Below are 17,038 nucleotides of genomic sequence, written 5' to 3'. Positions count from 1 at the left end.
CCATACTAGATATGGTGAAGGCTTTGATTCGGCATTGTGAACAAAAAAATGCAGGACCCTTCAATTTGAAGGGTCCTGTTAACTTTTCAGCAAGGGACTCTTCTGCGCGATTCTCAAAAAGGTTATGGTTTTAGCGAATCAGAGGCCAGAAGGCGGATGTCTTTGATTTGCTCCCAATAATCGGGGGCTGCATCCCGTTGGAATTAGCGGGCGAAGGCGGTGTAAGGGGATCTTGGAATGCCGGAAGGCAGCGGAAACGGCGTGCGAGGCCGCACGACGTGGCAGGATTGGAGTCTTAAAACGATCAAACTCGGCAGTGTGTCGGGATTGGCGATGGCTCTGTCTGGCAGCCCTGCTGCGGCCGCAGATTTTCTGTCCGGTACACTTGCGGCAATCAATCCCGACACAATGGTCATGTTGGGCGCCCTTGGCGGCATGTGTGCCTTTGCAGTCACTGCTGCTGTTACGTTGGTGCGCCACCGCGCCCAATCCGCCCAATTGACAGAGGCGCTTGAACAGGAAAAGCGCGATCTCAAGTTCCGCGTCGACCGCCTTGAAGCCATGCTGAATACAGATGAACAGCGCGTCATCGTCTGGACGGGCAATGGCGCGATGCCACAGATCTGGGGCATTCTTCCGGAAAAGTCTGGTGTTCCGCGTCCTCCGGCTCAGCTGCTGGCTTTCGGCAGTTGGCTGACGGCAAAATGCGCAGGCGATCTTGAGCGTCATCTGGACCTTCTGTTCCGCACAGGCGAAACGTTCAACACTACACTCAAGACCCGCACTGGCAGTTACGTGGAAGCGCTGGGCCGCACGACGGGTGGTGCGGTGGTATTACGGCTCCGGGATCTCACGGGTGAACGCCAGGCGCAGGCCGAACTTCAAACCCGCAACGCAAAGATTTCTGGTGAGTTGCACATGTTGCACGCGCTCCTCGACGCCATGCCGGCCCCTGCTTGGCAACGGGATGCCGAGGGCAACGTAATCTGGGCAAACGACGCTTATGCAGAAGCTGTCGAGATGCCTGATGCACAAGCGGCCGTCAAAGAAGGGGCGACCTTCCTCGATGCCGCGGCGCGCACTGCAATGGCCGTTCAGCGAAACGAAGATGGCTGCTTTAGCGCACGCATTCCAATTGTGGCTTCCGGTCAGCGCCGGGTGTTCGAAATCACCGATGTCAACGCGAATGTCGGCGGTGCCGGGATTGCCGTGGACATCAGCGAACTGGAACAGGCGCAAAAAGAACTGGGCCGTGCAGAAGAGTTTCATGGCCGGACGCTCGATCAATTGGCTGCAGCCGTTGCCATTTATAGCGGCGACAGGAAGCTACAGTTCTATAATGCTGCCTTCCGTCAGCTTTGGGACCTTGATCCGGCCTTTCTGGAAAGCCACCCGGAAGATGGCGCGGTCCTCGACGCTTTGCGGGCTGCCCGGAAACTGCCCGAACAGGCGGATTACCGCGGCTGGCGCAACAAGATGCTGGAGGGCTATCAGTCGCTCGAAGCACGTGAGAGCTGGTGGCATTTGCCGGACGGTCGCACCCTACGGGTGATCGCAAACCCGCATCCGCAAGGTGGTGTGACCTATATTTATGAGAACGTCACTGAGCAGCTGGATCTTGAAAGCCGTTATAACGCCCTGACGCGTGTTCAGGGTGAAACGCTGGACAATTTGTCCGAAGCCGTCGCGGTGTTCGGGTCTGATGGCAAATTGCGGCTCTGGAACCCGGCTTTTGGCCGGATTTGGGACCTCGAAGAAGAGCAGCTGTCCAGGTTCCCACATGTCAATGAAGTGGTCAGTTCGTGCGCTCTGAACGATCATGAGGCGACAGCTTGGGAGCAACTTGCGAGCAACGTCACCGGCCTTCTCGACAATAGAACCCAGAATGTCAGCCGGCTTGAGCGCCACAATGGCGCTGTGCTGGACTATGCAACGGTGCCGCTGCCGGATGGCGGGACCTTGGTCACCTTCGTTGATGTGACCGACAGCGTGAATGTCGAGCGGGCTCTTCTTGAAAAGAATGACGCCCTCGAGCAGGCCGATCAGATCAAGAACGCTTTCATCCAGCACGTGTCCTACGAGCTGCGGTCGCCTTTGACCAACATTATCGGGTTCGCCCAGCTTCTGGCTGATCCGAAGTTTGGGGACCTCAGCGAAAAGCAAGGCGAATACGCCGATTACATCCAATCTTCGTCTTCGGCCCTTCTGGCCATCATCAACGACATTTTGGACCTTGCCACGCTTGACGCCGGGATCATGGAGCTGGATCTGGGCGAAGTGGATCTCGCCAGCACCGTTGAAGCTGCGGTCGAAGGGCTCAAAGACCGGATTGCCGAAGCTCGCATAAATCTCAGGACCCAGGTCCCCGATAACATTGGCAACATGATCGCGGACGAAAAACGCCTGCGTCAGGTCTTGTTCAATCTCATTTCGAATGCCGTGCGCTATTCCGAGCCCGACGGCATTGTCGACATCAGCTGCGACCGGGATGACGACAAGGTGACCTTTGTTGTTCAGGATCACGGTCTCGGTATCCCTGCGGAAATACTGACACAGGTCTTTAACCGTTTTGTCGGTCATGACACTGGGGCCCGCCGTCAGGGCGCAGGCCTTGGTCTTGCCATCGTCAAGAGCTTTGTCGAGCTGCACGGGGGAACCGTCGATATCGACAGCATCGTTGGCAAAGGCACGACTGTGACCTGCGTCTTCCCAGCGCATCCGGATCTGGCTGATCAGGCTGCGGCCGAATAAGGTTTGCGTCCACATGGCGTCTCACCAGCTGCGCGATCTCCCCACACCCTTCTTTTCCCTACTGCTGATAGACGAAAGCGAAACGCGTCAACTCGCCGAAGACCTCGGCGCCATCCTGAAACCAGGAGACCTGTTGTGTCTTTCCGGGGATCTCGGAGCTGGTAAATCCACCTTCAGTCGTGCGCTGATCCGAAATATCGCCGGCGATCCCGATTTGGAAGTTCCGAGTCCAACCTTCACATTGGTTCAGCCTTACGATTTGCCAAGGCTTCCACTTGCCCATTTCGATCTGTATCGGCTGGAAGAGCCGGAAGAACTTGAGGAGCTGGGCCTGGAAGAAATCCTGGAGGACAGTGCCGCTCTGATTGAGTGGCCGGAGATGGCGGAAGACCTCTTGCCCAAGTCAGCGCTTTGGCTTCAGTTCCGCCATGTGGGGGATGAGGACACCCGCCAGGTTGAGTTCTACTCCGAGGATCCGGAATGGGAAAACCGGATTACCGCGACACTTGAGGTTCGCGCGTTCTTGAAGGCCGCGCTGAACATAGGGCAGATCAAACGGCAGCATCTGGCTGGCGATGCGTCTCTTCGTACGTTTGAGAAAATCGAGGCCGGTGACGAGCATCTAGTTCTCATGCGATGGCCCTTCTCTGATGCAACACTGCCCGTGGATATTCGGTCCTACATGGACAAGGTGCACCTTGCGAAGGACTGCCGTGCGGTTGCTGCAATTGGCGGCGAACTGCGCAAGAGTGGCCTCCGCGCACCGGCCATAAAGAAAACGGATTTCGACAAGGGGCTGATCCTGTCTGAGTTTCTCGGCAGCGAAACGATCGTCGTTGACGGCAAGCCTGTCGCGGAGCGGTACTTCGCCGCCGTCGATGTCCTTGCGGCCATGCATGCCCGGAAGTTTCCGGAAACAGTGGATCTGGACACGGGTGAAACCTACCAGGTTTCGGCGTACTCCGCTGACGCACTGGTCTCTGAAGCGAATCTCTTGCTGGACTGGTATCTGCCAGAGAAAACCGGAACTGAAGCGAGCGATCAAACCAGAGCGGAATTTGAGGCGCTTTGGCGAGGTTTGCTGGATGGAATATCAGAGGCCCAAAGCGGTTGGGTCCTTAGAGACTTTCACTCTCCGAACCTGCTTTGGCAGGTCGGGGCATCAGGCACTGATCGCATTGGCCTGATTGATTTTCAGGACACGTTGATCGGACCAGTCGCTTATGATGTTGCTTCCTTGCTGTTGGACGCGCGAACGGACATCAACCCTGAACTGGAAAATGCCCTTTTTGATGCTTATCTCCAAAAGCGGAAGGGGCTTGGCCAAGAAGTCGATCTGGAGGCGTTCAAACAGGCTTATGTCGTTATGGGGGCGCAGAGGATTTCCAAGATCCTCGGCATCTTCGTCCGCCTTGCAAGGCGGGACAATAAGCCTGCTTATCTTGAGCACTTGCCAAGGATGGAAGGGTACCTCGACCGGGTGATGACGGCACCCATATTGTTCGATTTAAAAGATTGGTATCAAAGACATATTGGATGATACTGACCGGACGCTGAAGAGCTGATTAGACAACCGAGTATGACGATGACAGACACGCGCTTTCGCCCAACCAATGCCATGATCCTGGCCGCCGGCCTTGGCAAGCGGATGCGCCCGCTAACTGCAACCACACCTAAACCGCTCATTGAGGTAAATGGTCAAGCTCTGGTCGATCATGGAATGGACCGGCTGGCGGCTGCAGGCGTGAAAAAATGCGTGGTCAACGTTCATTACCTTGCTGACTTGGTTGAGGTTCATGTCCGGCGGCGGCAGGACATGGACATCGTAATTTCAGATGAGCGCGCCCAGCTTCTGGAAACCGGTGGAGGGATCAAGAATGCGCTGCCGCTGCTCGGAAGCGATCCTTTTTTCCAGCTGAATTCGGACACTTGCTACTGGGTTGAGGGCGTCAAGCCGAATCTCGAACACATGATCGATGCCTGGGACGACAGCCGCATGGACGCATTGCTACTGGTCGCTGAAACGGTGAAGGCTGTGGCTTATGCAGGGCGCGGCGATTTCGAAATGGCACGTGATGGCTCGCTCAGCCGAAGACCGGAAAAAGGTGTTACCCCATTTGCATATGCGGGTGCTGCGATCTTGCATCCCCGTTTGTTTGAAGACGCTCCGAATGGCCCATTCTCGATGAATGTCTTGTTCGACCGTGCAATCGAAAACGGCCGGTTGTTTGGTGTCCAGATGGAAGGTGTCTGGCTGCACATTGGGACGCCGGAAGCAATCCGGGCCGCCGAATATGCAGTCCGCGAAAGCGCTGCCTAAGAGATGCCGGACCAGCCCCGTCTTTTTACAGTCCCGCCCGCCGTATCCTTTCTTGAGACCTTTGTAGCCAAGCTTGTTGACGGGCAACTCGTTCCAGGGTTCCGGCCGCTCGATGATCCATTGCTGTTGTCGTCAGCGACGCTCTACCTCCCGACGCGCCGCGCCGCACGCCAGCTGCCAGACCTGTTCCAAAAGGCTTTTGACGGCAAGCCTGTGCTTCTGCCTATCATCCGGCCCGTCGGCGATGCCGACGAGGACATCCAATCTCTAAGTTCCGGCCCTGACCTCGAACCGCTGCCGCCGGCAATGCCGCTGATCGACCGGCATCTGGCCATGACCCGGTTGGTTATGGCCTGGAAAGGCGCATTGCGGCGCGAAGCTCTGGCTCTGCGGTCCGATGAGCCGCTTGGGCTTCCCGCTTCGACCGCCGATGCAGCATGGCTGGCAGGCGATCTCCTGACCCTGATGGATGAAGTGGAAACGGAAGAGGCGGACTGGAGCGAACTTGCCGGGCTGGTGCCGGACGATCATGCTCGCTATTGGCAGATCACGCTGGACTTTCTGCAGATTGTTCAAGAGGCCTGGCCGGCGCATTTGGCTGAACTCGGCAAGATGGACCCGAAGGCCCGCCGGTCCGCGCTGATCCGGCGCGAAGCCCAACGCATTTCCACGACGTTGCCGAAAGGCCCGGTCATCGTGGCAGGCGTAACCGGGTCAGTGCCGGCAACGGCTGAACTTCTGAAAGCCGTTGCCGGGTTGGAGCAGGGAGTGATTGTGCTGCCCGGGCTGGATCTGGACCTTGATGACCGGTCCTGGGAGGCGCTTGGCAAGCGGTTTGTACCCGGCACACGGCATGGAAGCGGGACAAAAACACCTCCGCCCTTGTCCTCTCATCCGCAGTATTCCCTGAAACAGCTGCTTGATCGGCTTGGTGTCACGCGGGCGGATGTTTGCGAGCTTGGTGAAGCTGATGATGTGCAGCGCCAACGTCAGAAACTGGTCTCGGAGGCATTGCGGCCAGCGGACACCTCCGACGGCTGGACAAGGTATCTGGATGCGACGCCGATCGAAGTCCGAGCCGCTGCACTCGGCAATGTCGGTCTCATGACAGCCCGCAACGAGGCAGACGAAGCACTGAGCCTGGCAATTGCCTTGCGGGAGGCAATCGAACTCGGCGAGGCCGCAGCATTGATCTCCCCTGACCGGATGCTCACCCGCCGCGTGGCGGCGGAGCTTGCGCGCTGGAACATCCAGGCTGACGACAGTGCCGGCCGGCCGCTCGATCAGACCGCACCCGCCATCCTGGCGATCCTGGCCGCAAAGCTTGCGCTCAATGGCTGTGAGCCGATTGATCTTCTGGCGCTTCTGAAACATCCGCTGGCGCGGCTCGGTCTGCCCATCAAGGACATCCGTGCGGCGGCTCGAGCCTTGGAGCGTGGGGTGATCCGCGGCGAGCGGCCTCGCCCTGGTACGAGTGGTTTGATCATGGCGGTAGAGGCCTGCAGAGCCGCGGCAGAGAATGCACACACGCCGCGCTGGAAGAAGGTGCACGAGGGCGATTGGGATGTGATCGCAGACCTTGCGGCACGCTTGCAGCAAGCTCTCACGCCGCTGGAAAACATGGCTGGAGATCGGGACCCGGTACCGGTGGAGCACCTCGTTCAGGCGCATGTTGATGTCATGCAGGCGATCTCAGCAGATGAGACAGGGGCCGCGGATGAACTTTATGCGGCCGAGGCTGGCGAGGCCCTGGCGGCGTTCTGGTCCGGGCTGTTGGAGGCCGAATCTAGCGGTCTGGCTGTTCCGCCGCACGAGTGGCCATCCGTTCTGTCGGCATTGATGTCGGGGGAAGCCGTGCGCCGGCGCTTGCCGGGGGATCCGCGGGTGCAAATCCTCGGGCCAATGGAAGCACGCCTGCAAGCATTCGATTTTGTCATTCTCGGCGGTCTCAACGAGGGCACGTGGCCGCAGCGTACCCGCAACGATCCCTGGCTCAATCGTCCAATGAAACGGGATATGGGGCTGGAACCCCCTGAGCGGCGCCTGGGAGCGGCCGCCCATGATTTTGCACAAGGGATGGGTGCCAAGCGGGTCCTTCTTTCCCGTGCCGCAAGGGCTGATGGGGCTCCAACCGTTGCATCAAGATGGCTTCAGCGTCTGACCACCTTGGCCGGACCGGAGATCGCAGCTGCGATGGAGGCGCGGGGCAACCGGTATTCGCAACTCGCAGCGCTTTTGGATCGCCAGGCGGGCGATGTGCGTCCCGCAGACCGGCCTGCCCCGAAACCTCCATTGGCAGCGCGGCCTAAAACGCTTTCGGTGACCGAAATCGAACGGCTTGTGCGGGATCCCTACGCGATCTTTGCCCGGCATTCGTTGGAGTTGCAGCCGGTTGATCCAATCGGCGGGGAACCGGGAGCCGCCGACAAAGGCAATCTCATTCACGATGCACTTGCAGAGTTTTTGTCGACCTGGACCGGACCGTTTGACGAAACGGCGGTGACGGCTTTGCTTGAGATCGGAGAAGAGCTGTTCGAACCGCTGGATGCGTTCCCGGCAATCCGGGCGCTCTGGTGGCCGCGGTTCCAGCGGATTGCTGAAGGGTTTGTCGCGTTTGAGGCCAAGAGATCTTTGCACGTCGAAAAACGGTTCCTGGAGATCGGCGGCGGTGTCGAGCTGAAACTGCCCGGTCTGGAGTTCCGCCTGCGCGGGCGCGCGGACCGCATCGACCTGATGAACTCCGGCTCTCTTTCCGTCATTGACTACAAGACTGGCCAGGTGCCGTCGCAAAAACAGGTGGATGCTTTGTTATCGCCACAGCTGCCACTGGAAGCTGCGATGATCCAGCGCGGTGGTTTCAAGGATGTGCCAGCTGGTGACCCGGTCGGTGAATTGCTTTACCTGCAGCTGAAAGGCGGGACTGACGCCGTGCTCGAAGTCGGCCGAAACCCGAAAGACGCGGCATTGGAAGAGCTCATCGAGGATGCCTGGCAGCGTCTCGAACAACTGATCGCCCATTATGCCAAGGAAGAGACCGGCTATCTCTCCCGGGCCCGCGTCATGCAGGGCCGTCAGATCGATGGTCCTTATGACCATCTGGCACGCGCGCAAGAATGGGCCCTTGGCGGGGAGGACCCGGCATGAGCGGCTTCCAGATCCCCGACCTCACGCGGCAGCGTCAAGACCTAGCATCGCGCCCCCGTGCGTCCGCCTGGGTGAGTGCAAACGCTGGGTCAGGGAAGACCTTTGTCCTGTCGCGCCGGGTTGTCCGGCTGCTGCTGGATGGCACCGATCCATCCCGCATCCTGGCGCTGACCTTCACTAAAGCTGCGGCCGCTGAAATGGCGACCCGCGTCTTCAAGATACTCGGCACCTGGGTGACGATGGACGATGCGGATCTTGCAAAAGAGCTCTTTGAGATTGAGGGACGTCATCCGGATGCCGCCCGGATCGCGATGGCCCGGCGTCTGTTTGCGCGCGCGCTCGAAACACCGGGCGGCCTTAAGATCCAGACCATCCATGGCTTTTGCGAAGCACTTCTCCATCAGTTCCCGCTCGAGGCCAATGTCGCCGGTCACTTCAACGTTCTGGATGACCGTATCGCCGCAGAGTTGATGGCGGAAGCGCGCGCCAGCGTCTTGCACAAGGCAGAGATGGAGCCGGAAAGTCCGTTCGGCCGGGCGCTTGCATCTGTTATCGATCTGATGAGCGATGGCGGTGCGCAAAAGGCTCTGGATGAACTCATTCAGAACCGCGATGCGTTCCGACGCTGGACGGTCGATGCGGGTGGTTTGGAACCAGCATTACAGGCCCTGGCGGGCGATCTTGAAATTGACCCGGCTCAGCAGCTATCCGATTTTGACCGCCGCTTTCGTGCCGAATGTCCCTTCGATCTGAACACTTGCCTCAGCTACGCAGAAGCGTTGAACACGGGCGCGAAAACGGATCAGGGCAAGGCAGAGGTGCTTGTTGCGGCGATCCGCCAGACCGATCCAGGCCTTTTCCGCGAGGCTTGGCTTCCGGTCTTCCTGACCGGCAAGCTGGACGCACGGAAATCGCTGGCGACCAAGAAAGTCACGGAAGCGTTTCCGGACATGGTCGATGCGCTGTTTGCTGAACAAGCCCGGCTTTTGGAGCTTCTGGATGGACGCCGAAAGGTCGTGACCTATGCGGGCACCGTCGCGCTTTTACGGCTGGCGGATGCTGTGATCACGTATTACGAACGGGCAAAGACGGCCAAAGGCTACCTGGATTTTGAGGATCTGGTGGTCAAGACGGCAACGTTGCTTGCCAAATCAGATGCGGCTCAGTGGGTGCAATACAAGCTCGATCAGGGCTTGGATCATATCCTCGTTGACGAGGCACAGGACACGAGCCCGCGCCAGTGGGAGGTGGTCAACGCTTTGGCCGCCGAGTTCTTCGTCGGTGACAGCGGGCGTGAAAAGGTTCGGACCCTCTTTGCGGTGGGGGACGAGAAACAGTCGATCTATTCCTTTCAAGGCGCTGTTCCGGCTTATTTCGACCAAATGCGCCGTGCCTTTTCCAAGCAGGCACAAAGCGCGGAGCAGGAGTTTCACTCCGTAAACCTTCAGCTCTCGTTCCGCTCGACACCGGATGTCTTGGGGGCGGTCGATGAGGTCTTCAAAGACGCCAGGGCTTATCAAGGGTTATCGCAAGAGGGCGTGGCCCCGGTTCATGAGGCGATCCGGCTGGACCCCGGGATCGTTGATCTTTGGCCGCTGGAGGCTGAGGCTGAGGTGAGCGAACCGGATGACTGGCGGTTGCCGGTCGATCATGTCGGCTCAGGCAGCCCGATGTTGAAGGTCGCCAAGCGGATCGCGGCAACCATCAAAGGCTGGATGCGGGACGGGACCGCAGAGCCGGGTGATGTCATGATCCTGGTCCGCAAGCGTGGTCCGTTCGTGGAGGCGCTGAACCGGGAGCTGAAAAATCTCAACATCCCTGCGGCCGGCTCAGACAGGCTGATCCTCACTGATCACATCGCTGTTCAGGATCTCGCAGCTCTCGGGCGTTTTCTTCTCTTGCCGGAAGACGATCTTTCTCTGGCGGCTGTTTTGAAAAGCCCGCTGTTCGGCCTGGACGATATGGATCTTCTGGAAGTCGCACGCGAAACAGATGAAAAAATCCGCCCCGGCACGCTCTGGCAGATGCTGGTTAAGCGATCTGAGGCCTCTACAAAATGGCAGGAGGTTCGCCGGCAGCTTGAGGATTGGCGGGCACGGGCGGATTTTGTTCCGCCCTATGAGTTCTATGCTCGACTGCTTGGGGCCGACGGAGGACGTCAGGCGTTCCGCCGCCGCCTAGGCGTTGAGGTTGATGATGTCCTCGATGAATTCCTAGCACTGACCATTGCTTATGAGCAGGCCGGAACGCCCGGCCTTGAGGGGTTTCTTGCCTGGATGGCGGCCGCCCCGACGGAGATCAAGCGCGAGTTGACGAACACCAAGGGCATGGTGCGCATCATGACGGTCCACGGCTCCAAGGGACTGGAAGCGCGGATTGTCATTCTGGTTGATCCAGGTGGCGCGCCGGTAAGTGCAATTCACGATCCAAGCTTCTTGCCGCGGCCGCGTCCCGGAAACGAGTTATCACCGCCTGCTCTTGTCTGGCTGCCTCCGAAAACGGATCGCATCAGCTGGCATGACGAAGCAGTAGAGACGCTCCGGAAGGGTCAGGAAGAAGAATACCGCCGACTTCTTTATGTCGCGCTCACACGTGCCGAAGACCGATTGGTTGTTTGCGGCTGGGAGCCGAAACGCGGCGCGCATGACGATTGCTGGTATTCACTTGTTTCCGCTGCCTTGAAACCACAAGCCAAAGAACTGCACGATGCCAATGGTGATGTTGTCGGGTGGCGTTGGCAAAAGGACCCCAATGCGAGTTCCGGCAGCGCACCGTCACCCGGTCATCCTCGAACGGATGCGAGTGTACCTGGTGACGACCTCACGCTGCCTGACTGGGCACACCAACCTGTCACACCTGTTTCCAGAAAAATCCGGCTTCAACCGTCAAAGGCGTTTGAAGATATGGAAGACAAGGACGGTATTGAACCGGTTCCGGCTGTGGCGCGCCTTGCAGCTGGACGCCAGCCGGACTCTTGGCCGTTGGAACGGGGCCGGTTGGTCCACAGGCTCTTGGAATTGCTGCCCGACTTGCCGGCAGTGTCCCGGATGGCGGCTGCGGAGGCATTTCTGAACCAGGCGCTGAAGCCCGTCTTCGCGCCTTTCAAAGACACTTTGCTGAAAGAGCTTGAGCAGGTCCTGAAAGAACCAGAGTTCCGGCCGGTGTTCTCAGAAAATGGCCGGGCGGAAGTGGCTCTGACCGGAACGATTCGTTCTGCAAATGGCACGGACGTTGAGGTGTCGGGGCAGATTGACCGCCTGATTGTGGACGGCAACGAAGTTGTGATTGTGGATTACAAGACCAATCTCAAACCGCCGGAGACACTCGATCAAGTGCCGTTGGAATATCGGGCGCAGCTCAGTGTTTACAAGGAGTTGCTGCGGCAGATCTATCCGGCAAAGACTGTCCGATGCCATCTGCTTTGGACTACAGGGCCATCGCTGATGGAGATTCCGGGCGAACTTCTTGATGAAACTTTTTCCGGATTGGCTCCAGAGGTCCGGCCTGCTTGACGCAGCCGCTTCGGCTACCTACGTTTCAACCAACTAACGTACCTAAACTGGGTATGTGTGAACCACTGAACCACGAGATGTTGTAATGGCTACCACCCAAGTCACCGATGCTTCCTTTGAAGCTGATGTTTTGAATTCCGACGAGCCGGTCGTTGTAGACTTTTGGGCCGAATGGTGTGGCCCGTGTAAGATGATTGCGCCGGCTTTGGAGGAAATCTCCGAAGAAATGAACGGTCAGGTCAAAATCACCAAGCTCAACATCGATGAAAACCAGGACATGGCCATGAAATATGGCGTCCGGTCCATCCCGATGTTGATCCTCTTCAAGGGCGGTGAGCCGATGGCCACTCAGGTTGGTGCTGCACCGAAAGGCAAACTTTCCGACTGGATCAAGAGCGCCCTTTAAGACCTTGAATTGCTGTGGTTGCCGCCGGGCGCTGCAGGCGAGCTTTGCAGAACGGCGGGTAAGGATGACGCTTATCCGCCGTTTCTCTTTGATTTTGCCGTCCCCGGACGTATAAGCAACGCCAGATGTGTCTGAGCCAAACGGAACACCAATGAGTGAAGAAAACAAATCCCCGGAAAATCAGCCGGACGGGCTGAATCCGGAAGCTGAAGCTGTCAATGAGGCCGCAGCGGCCGCTGAAGAGAGCGCGGTCGACCCGGTGGAAGCTCTTATGGCCGAAAACGCGGAGCTGAAGGATCGGGCCCTGCGCACCATGGCGGAAATGGAAAATCTCCGCCGCCGCACGGAAAAAGAAGTCAAGGACGCGCGCCAATATGCAGTATCTGGCTTTGCCCGTGACATGCTGACTGTTTCCGACAACCTCAGCCGTGCGCTGGAGGCCCTGCCGGAAGACGATCGCAAGAATGCAGATGCCGGCGTTGCCTCCCTCATCGAGGGCGTGGAGATGATCGAGCGGGATCTGTTGAACCAGCTTGAGAAAAATGGCGTGCGCAAGCTGGAGCCGGAAGGGCAGAAGTTCGATCCGAATTTCCACCAGGCCATGTTTGAGGTACCGAACACCGAGGTTCCGAACAACACCGTCGTTCAGGTCGTGCAGGCTGGTTATGTGATCGGCGAGCGCGTTCTGCGCCCGGCCATGGTGGGCGTCTCCAAAGGCGGCCCGAAAGAGGCTCCGAAAGCAGACGCCGGAGCAGAGCCCGGCGAAACGGTTGATAAAAGCGCCTGAAGCGCCCTAAGATCAATGGATTGAAGCAGGCCGCCCTTCCACACGGACCGGGCGGCTTTGTTTTTGGGGGCAGGAATGCTGTTGCAGTTGCTTGACTATCTGGGGGTTGCCGTGTTCGCCGTGACCGGGGGCATCGTTGCCTCCCGCAAGCAACTGGACTTCATAGCCTTTCTGTTTTTCGCAACGCTGACCGGCATTGGGGGCGGCACGCTCCGCGATCTTCTTCTGGGTGTGCCGGTCTTCTGGGTGGTCAACGAAGCCTACCTTGTCGTCTGCCTTGTTGTCAGCGTGTTTCTCTGGTTCTTCGCCCATTGGATCGAACGCTTCAACAAACCCTTGCGCTGGGCAGATGCTGTTGGCGTTTCAGCCTATTCCGTGATGGGCGCGGCAAAGGCCCTAAACGTTGGCGACACTTTGTTGGTTGCTGTTTTGATGGGCGTCTCAACCGCGACTTTCGGTGGTGTCTTGCGGGATACGCTTGCACAAGAACCCTCTTCGATCGTCAAATCGGAGATTTATGTCAGTGCCGCGTTTGCAGGTGCTGGCAGCTATGTTTTGCTGGCCCAGGTTGGTGTTGTTCCATGGGCGGCGGCAATTCTTGCAGGAAGCGTTGCGATGATTCTGCGAGGCGGCGCAATTCTCCATGGATGGAGCTTGCCGGGTTATGGCCATCGGCACCGGCCGTGACCATCACGCGGAGGCTTCGGGTCGCCATATGCAACTACAATCAAAAGCTGTTATGTCTTCTCCTCCGGTTGAGTAGTCAGGAGAGTGACATGTGGGAACACGGTCAGTTTTGGTGGAATGAACTGATGACCCGGGATGTTGAAAAGGCAAAAGTGTTTTATGGCAGCACGCTTGGATGGACCTTTTCTGAGATGCCCGTGGACGGAGGCGGTACCTATTGGGTTGCCAATCTCGGTGACAAACCGGCGGGCGGGATTTTCGAGATGAGAGGTCCGGATTTCGACGGACTGCCCGAACACTGGTTTTCTTACATCGCGGTCGATAACATCGATGAACGTCTTGAACTTGCAAAAGCCCACGGTGCCACGGTCACACGGCCGCCCTTCGATGTGCCGGGTATTGGCCGGATCGCATTGCTCAAAGATGCAGGCGGCGCCGCACAGGGCTGGATGACCCCTGCGTAGCGCGGCATTTTGAAAGCAAAAAAGCCGGCTCTCGTGGAACCGGCTTCGCGCCTTCATCTTAGAAAACAAGCCCGTAGGTTGTTGCGACGATCACGATCAAACCGATCGTGATTGCCGGTAGACTTGCTGAATAGGCAAGTGTCGTCAGCATGTCCTGCTCCTTTGCAAAACGACATTGTGCGACATCGGTGCCCATGCACATGCAGATGTGCGCGAGCGGCGGCTTTTTGTTCTTATGGACGCCCCCGGATAGCAAATGAAATGGGATGGCCGCCGTCTGAAATCCAGACGTCAGGCCTTCAAGAAAACGTGTGCAGCCAGAACGAAATCGGCGAGCCCAGTGTCTGGGCACGGAACGAAAAGTGTTCTTTGTCCATAATACCGCCGTCCGGCGCGTTCACCGCGCGCCAATTCTTCCAGACCAGCCGTCCATTCAAAGTCGGTTCGCGGCGCTGATTTCAGATTTGTGGTGAAGAGACGTGCTTCTTGCCAAAGCGTGTCCGTGAGGGGTGGATTGGCCATCAAAGCATCTACGTGGCATCCAGCCGGAGGATCGAACTTGGATAGATCCATCCAGTCATCAGATCCGGCCTCCGGTCCCGCCAGGCACACAATGTCTGCGCCCTCAAGCGCGCTGGAAGTGTCGTCTGTGACACCTGCCGAAACGTGAGAGAGCTGTGAAATCCCAGCGATCCTCCGACGGATCTCCTTGTCCGTTCCTGCAAAAAGGATCGAGGTGATGTTTCGGACAGCTGAATAGGCGGATATCAGGCGTGGCAGGCGCGGGTCGCTGCCAATCACGAGCAAACGGTGGGCATCTTCTCGCGAAAGATAAGCTGCAGCCAGCGCATGTAAACCGGCGTCGCGCCAGGTGGCGAGGCGAATCCCGTCCAAAAGTGCGATTGGTTGTCCGCCTTTGCCGGAAAACAACACGTAGAGACCGGAAGGGTCGCCGAATTGTTCTGGTAGTGCCAGCGATAAAGAACAACCGACGTAGCCGCGATCTATGTGTCCCTGTCCGGCAAAGTCGGACCACGCAGCCCGCACGGCCAAATGTCCAACCTGCATATCAGGGCGGGGAATGCTGGCCGTCAGTGGTGCGCTGACCTGAGCTGAGGACCGGTAACCTTGGCGCAGGATCTCAATTGCGTCCCGATCGCTCAGGCACAGGTCAATGGTGCTGCTGGAAATGATCCGCATTGGAAAGCGGTTATGCGGCGGTGCGGTTGCCCGGCCGCGGCAGGCTTGCGGCCGCAGAGCTGCCCTGTCCGTCTGTGGTCAGTTCGCGCAGCTGATCGGCTTCCTTGTGCCACTTGTCCGCTTCGCGGCGTTTAACACGGGCTTCCTTGCGCCAGCGGCCTTGCTTTGCCCAGGCCCCGATGCCACCGACGATAATGCCGCAGCCGAGGCTTGCAAAGATGATCCAGAACAGGGGGATGTCCGGGATGGTCAAGCGTGGATCCTGTGGATCGAACGGATTGAGGGCCAGGGAGACCGTATGCCGATTGGCAACGGATAAGGGAACGAGAACAACTGCAATGGCGAGCAAGATCAAGTTCTTGATAAAGCGGGTCAAAGCAGTCTCCCTGACGGTCTGAGCAAAACGCAATTGCGGCGATGAGGCAACCTTGAGAGGACTCAGTCGTCCCCGTGGTCGACACCATCGTTCAACCGTATACGCATTTCTTTGCCGGTTTTGAAGAACGGAACATGTTTTTCATCCACTTCCACCTTTTGGCCGGTTCGTGGATTACGCCCGATCCGGGCGGGGCGGTTTTTGACCGAAAAGGCCCCAAAACCTCTGAGTTCAACGCGGTCTCCGCGCATCAGCGCTTCAGTGATCTCATCAAGAATCGCATTGACGATGTTTTCGACATCCCGCTGATAGAGATGTGGATTTTGTTCGGCAATATGCTGAACAAGCTCTGATTTGATCATGAAGAGCCCCCTCGATTACGGTTTTTTGTCTGCCGCTACTGGAGCCTGCCAAACCGACACGAGCCCGTCAAGCATAAGGTCCCGAGAAATCAGCCCTTTAGCCTCATTTAGTGGCTCCAGGACAGCCAAACCGAAACCTTTGCCGACTTCCCGGGAGACCCGGGACGCAAATGGCAGTTCTTCGATGCTCTCTGTTGTTGTCCAGGTGATGACCGGAAGGTCTTTGGCAACACCTTTTTCCGTTTCGAGCCAGGATACCGCCGTTTCCTCACCGCCAATGGCGTCTACGAGCTTCTCCTGAAGGGCTCGTTGACCCAACAAAACACGGCCGTCGGCAAGTTCCAGGGCTTTCGATTTGTCCAGATCCCGGCGCTCAGCGAGAATGTCGACAAACCAATTGTAGGAATCGGTCACCATTGCCTGCAACATCGCTTTGGCTTCCGGTGTCGCAGGGGAATAGAAGTCAGGTTCGGCTTTGAGTGGCGCGCTTTTGATCGCTTCCATGGAAACGCCGACGGTTTCCAGCAGCTTTTCAAAGTTTCCGAACTGGAACAGCACACCGATCGAGCCGGTGATGGTGTTGTAACGGGCGACAATATGATCAGCAGACATTGCGATCAGGTACCCTGCGGAGGTCCCGATTGTCCGCATTTCGGCGACAACGGGCTTTTTCTCCGAGAGTTTGCGCAAGGCGTTGTAGATCGCTTCGCCGCCGGTTGTGCTGCCGCCGGGCGAATTGATCGAGACAATCACGCCCTTCACAGCGTCGGATTTACCGATCTTCTCCAGCATCTCCAGAGTTTTACGGTTTTCCAGGATCATGCCTTCGATGGGGATACGCGCAATGTGGGCAGACCGTTTCGACATGTTCGCAGCGCCTGCAAAATACGCCAGGCCGCCGATCAGAACCAAGGCGGCGACAAGAAACGTTGCGACCCGCCAGAATGTCACCTTCCGCCGCAAACGCCTGCGATCAACCAATGCATCGACATCCATCGCCATTGCGCGAAAAACTCCAAATTTATCATC

13 protein-coding genes are annotated in these 17,038 nt (G+C 58.0%); 9 read left to right on the top strand and 4 right to left on the bottom strand.

The annotated features are described in order from the left end of the window. Positions 1-237 precede the first annotated feature (237 nt). From ACQY4Z_RS10215 to ACQY4Z_RS10175, 9 genes are all read left to right on the top strand, one after another. Positions 238-2,751 (top strand): PAS-domain containing protein, encoded by a 2,514-nt coding sequence (locus ACQY4Z_RS10215; RefSeq protein ID WP_428528938.1) that lies wholly within the window; start codon positions 238-240, stop codon positions 2,749-2,751. Positions 2,752-2,764: 13 nt separating this feature from the next. Then, on the top strand, positions 2,765-4,291 hold the full coding sequence (gene tsaE / locus ACQY4Z_RS10210) for a tRNA (adenosine(37)-N6)-threonylcarbamoyltransferase complex ATPase subunit type 1 TsaE (RefSeq protein WP_428528936.1): 1,527 nt from the start codon (positions 2,765-2,767) through the stop codon (positions 4,289-4,291). Between the two features lie 39 nt (positions 4,292-4,330). Then, on the top strand, positions 4,331-5,071 hold the full coding sequence (locus ACQY4Z_RS10205; protein WP_428528934.1) for a nucleotidyltransferase family protein: 741 nt from the start codon (positions 4,331-4,333) through the stop codon (positions 5,069-5,071). Positions 5,072-5,074: 3 nt separating this feature from the next. Next, a complete protein-coding gene (gene addB, locus ACQY4Z_RS10200; protein ID WP_428528932.1) occupies positions 5,075-8,215 on the top strand; it encodes a double-strand break repair protein AddB in 3,141 nt (1,046 codons plus the stop codon). Continuing rightward, positions 8,212-11,727, top strand: a complete 3,516-nt coding sequence (addA, locus tag ACQY4Z_RS10195) for a double-strand break repair helicase AddA (protein ID WP_428528930.1) — start codon at positions 8,212-8,214, stop codon at positions 11,725-11,727. Before addB ends, addA begins: the two co-directional genes overlap by 4 nt. A gap of 85 nt (positions 11,728-11,812) precedes the next feature. Continuing rightward, positions 11,813-12,133, top strand: a complete 321-nt coding sequence (gene trxA / locus ACQY4Z_RS10190) for a thioredoxin (protein ID WP_008194002.1) — start codon at positions 11,813-11,815, stop codon at positions 12,131-12,133. 151 nt (positions 12,134-12,284) lie between these two features. After that, positions 12,285-12,920: a nucleotide exchange factor GrpE gene (gene grpE / locus ACQY4Z_RS10185; RefSeq protein ID WP_428528928.1), complete on the top strand. Its 636-nt coding sequence runs from the start codon at positions 12,285-12,287 to the stop codon at positions 12,918-12,920. 75 nt (positions 12,921-12,995) lie between these two features. Continuing rightward, entirely contained in the window at positions 12,996-13,607 is a 612-nt protein-coding gene (locus tag ACQY4Z_RS10180; RefSeq protein WP_428528926.1) for a trimeric intracellular cation channel family protein, read from the top strand. Positions 13,608-13,696: 89 nt separating this feature from the next. Beyond that, a complete protein-coding gene (locus ACQY4Z_RS10175) occupies positions 13,697-14,071 on the top strand; it encodes a VOC family protein (RefSeq protein ID WP_428528924.1) in 375 nt (124 codons plus the stop codon). Positions 14,072-14,362: 291 nt separating this feature from the next. Here the strand turns inward: ACQY4Z_RS10175 and ACQY4Z_RS10170 are convergent, their stop codons facing one another. From ACQY4Z_RS10170 to sppA, 4 genes are all read right to left on the bottom strand, one after another. Further along, on the bottom strand, positions 14,363-15,271 hold the full coding sequence (locus ACQY4Z_RS10170) for an ornithine cyclodeaminase (protein WP_428528922.1): 909 nt from the start codon (positions 15,269-15,271) through the stop codon (positions 14,363-14,365). A gap of 10 nt (positions 15,272-15,281) precedes the next feature. Then, positions 15,282-15,647, bottom strand: coding sequence for a DUF1049 domain-containing protein (locus ACQY4Z_RS10165; protein WP_409685707.1), 366 nt, complete (start codon positions 15,645-15,647; stop codon positions 15,282-15,284). Positions 15,648-15,709: 62 nt separating this feature from the next. Then, the gene (locus ACQY4Z_RS10160; RefSeq protein WP_008191762.1) at positions 15,710-16,009 is read right to left on the bottom strand and encodes an integration host factor subunit beta; all 300 of its coding nucleotides are present in this window, start codon (positions 16,007-16,009) and stop codon (positions 15,710-15,712) included. 15 nt (positions 16,010-16,024) lie between these two features. Continuing rightward, positions 16,025-17,011, bottom strand: coding sequence for a signal peptide peptidase SppA (gene sppA / locus ACQY4Z_RS10155; protein WP_428528919.1), 987 nt, complete (start codon positions 17,009-17,011; stop codon positions 16,025-16,027). Between the last annotated feature and the right edge of the window lie 27 nt (positions 17,012-17,038).

The sequence above is a fragment of the Roseibium sp. genome (genome assembly GCF_965276855.1).
Lineage (GTDB): Bacteria > Pseudomonadota > Alphaproteobacteria > Rhizobiales > Stappiaceae > Roseibium.
The sequence above is the reverse complement of the archived record's forward strand: the minus strand, read 5'-3'. Positions and strand labels throughout refer to the sequence as shown.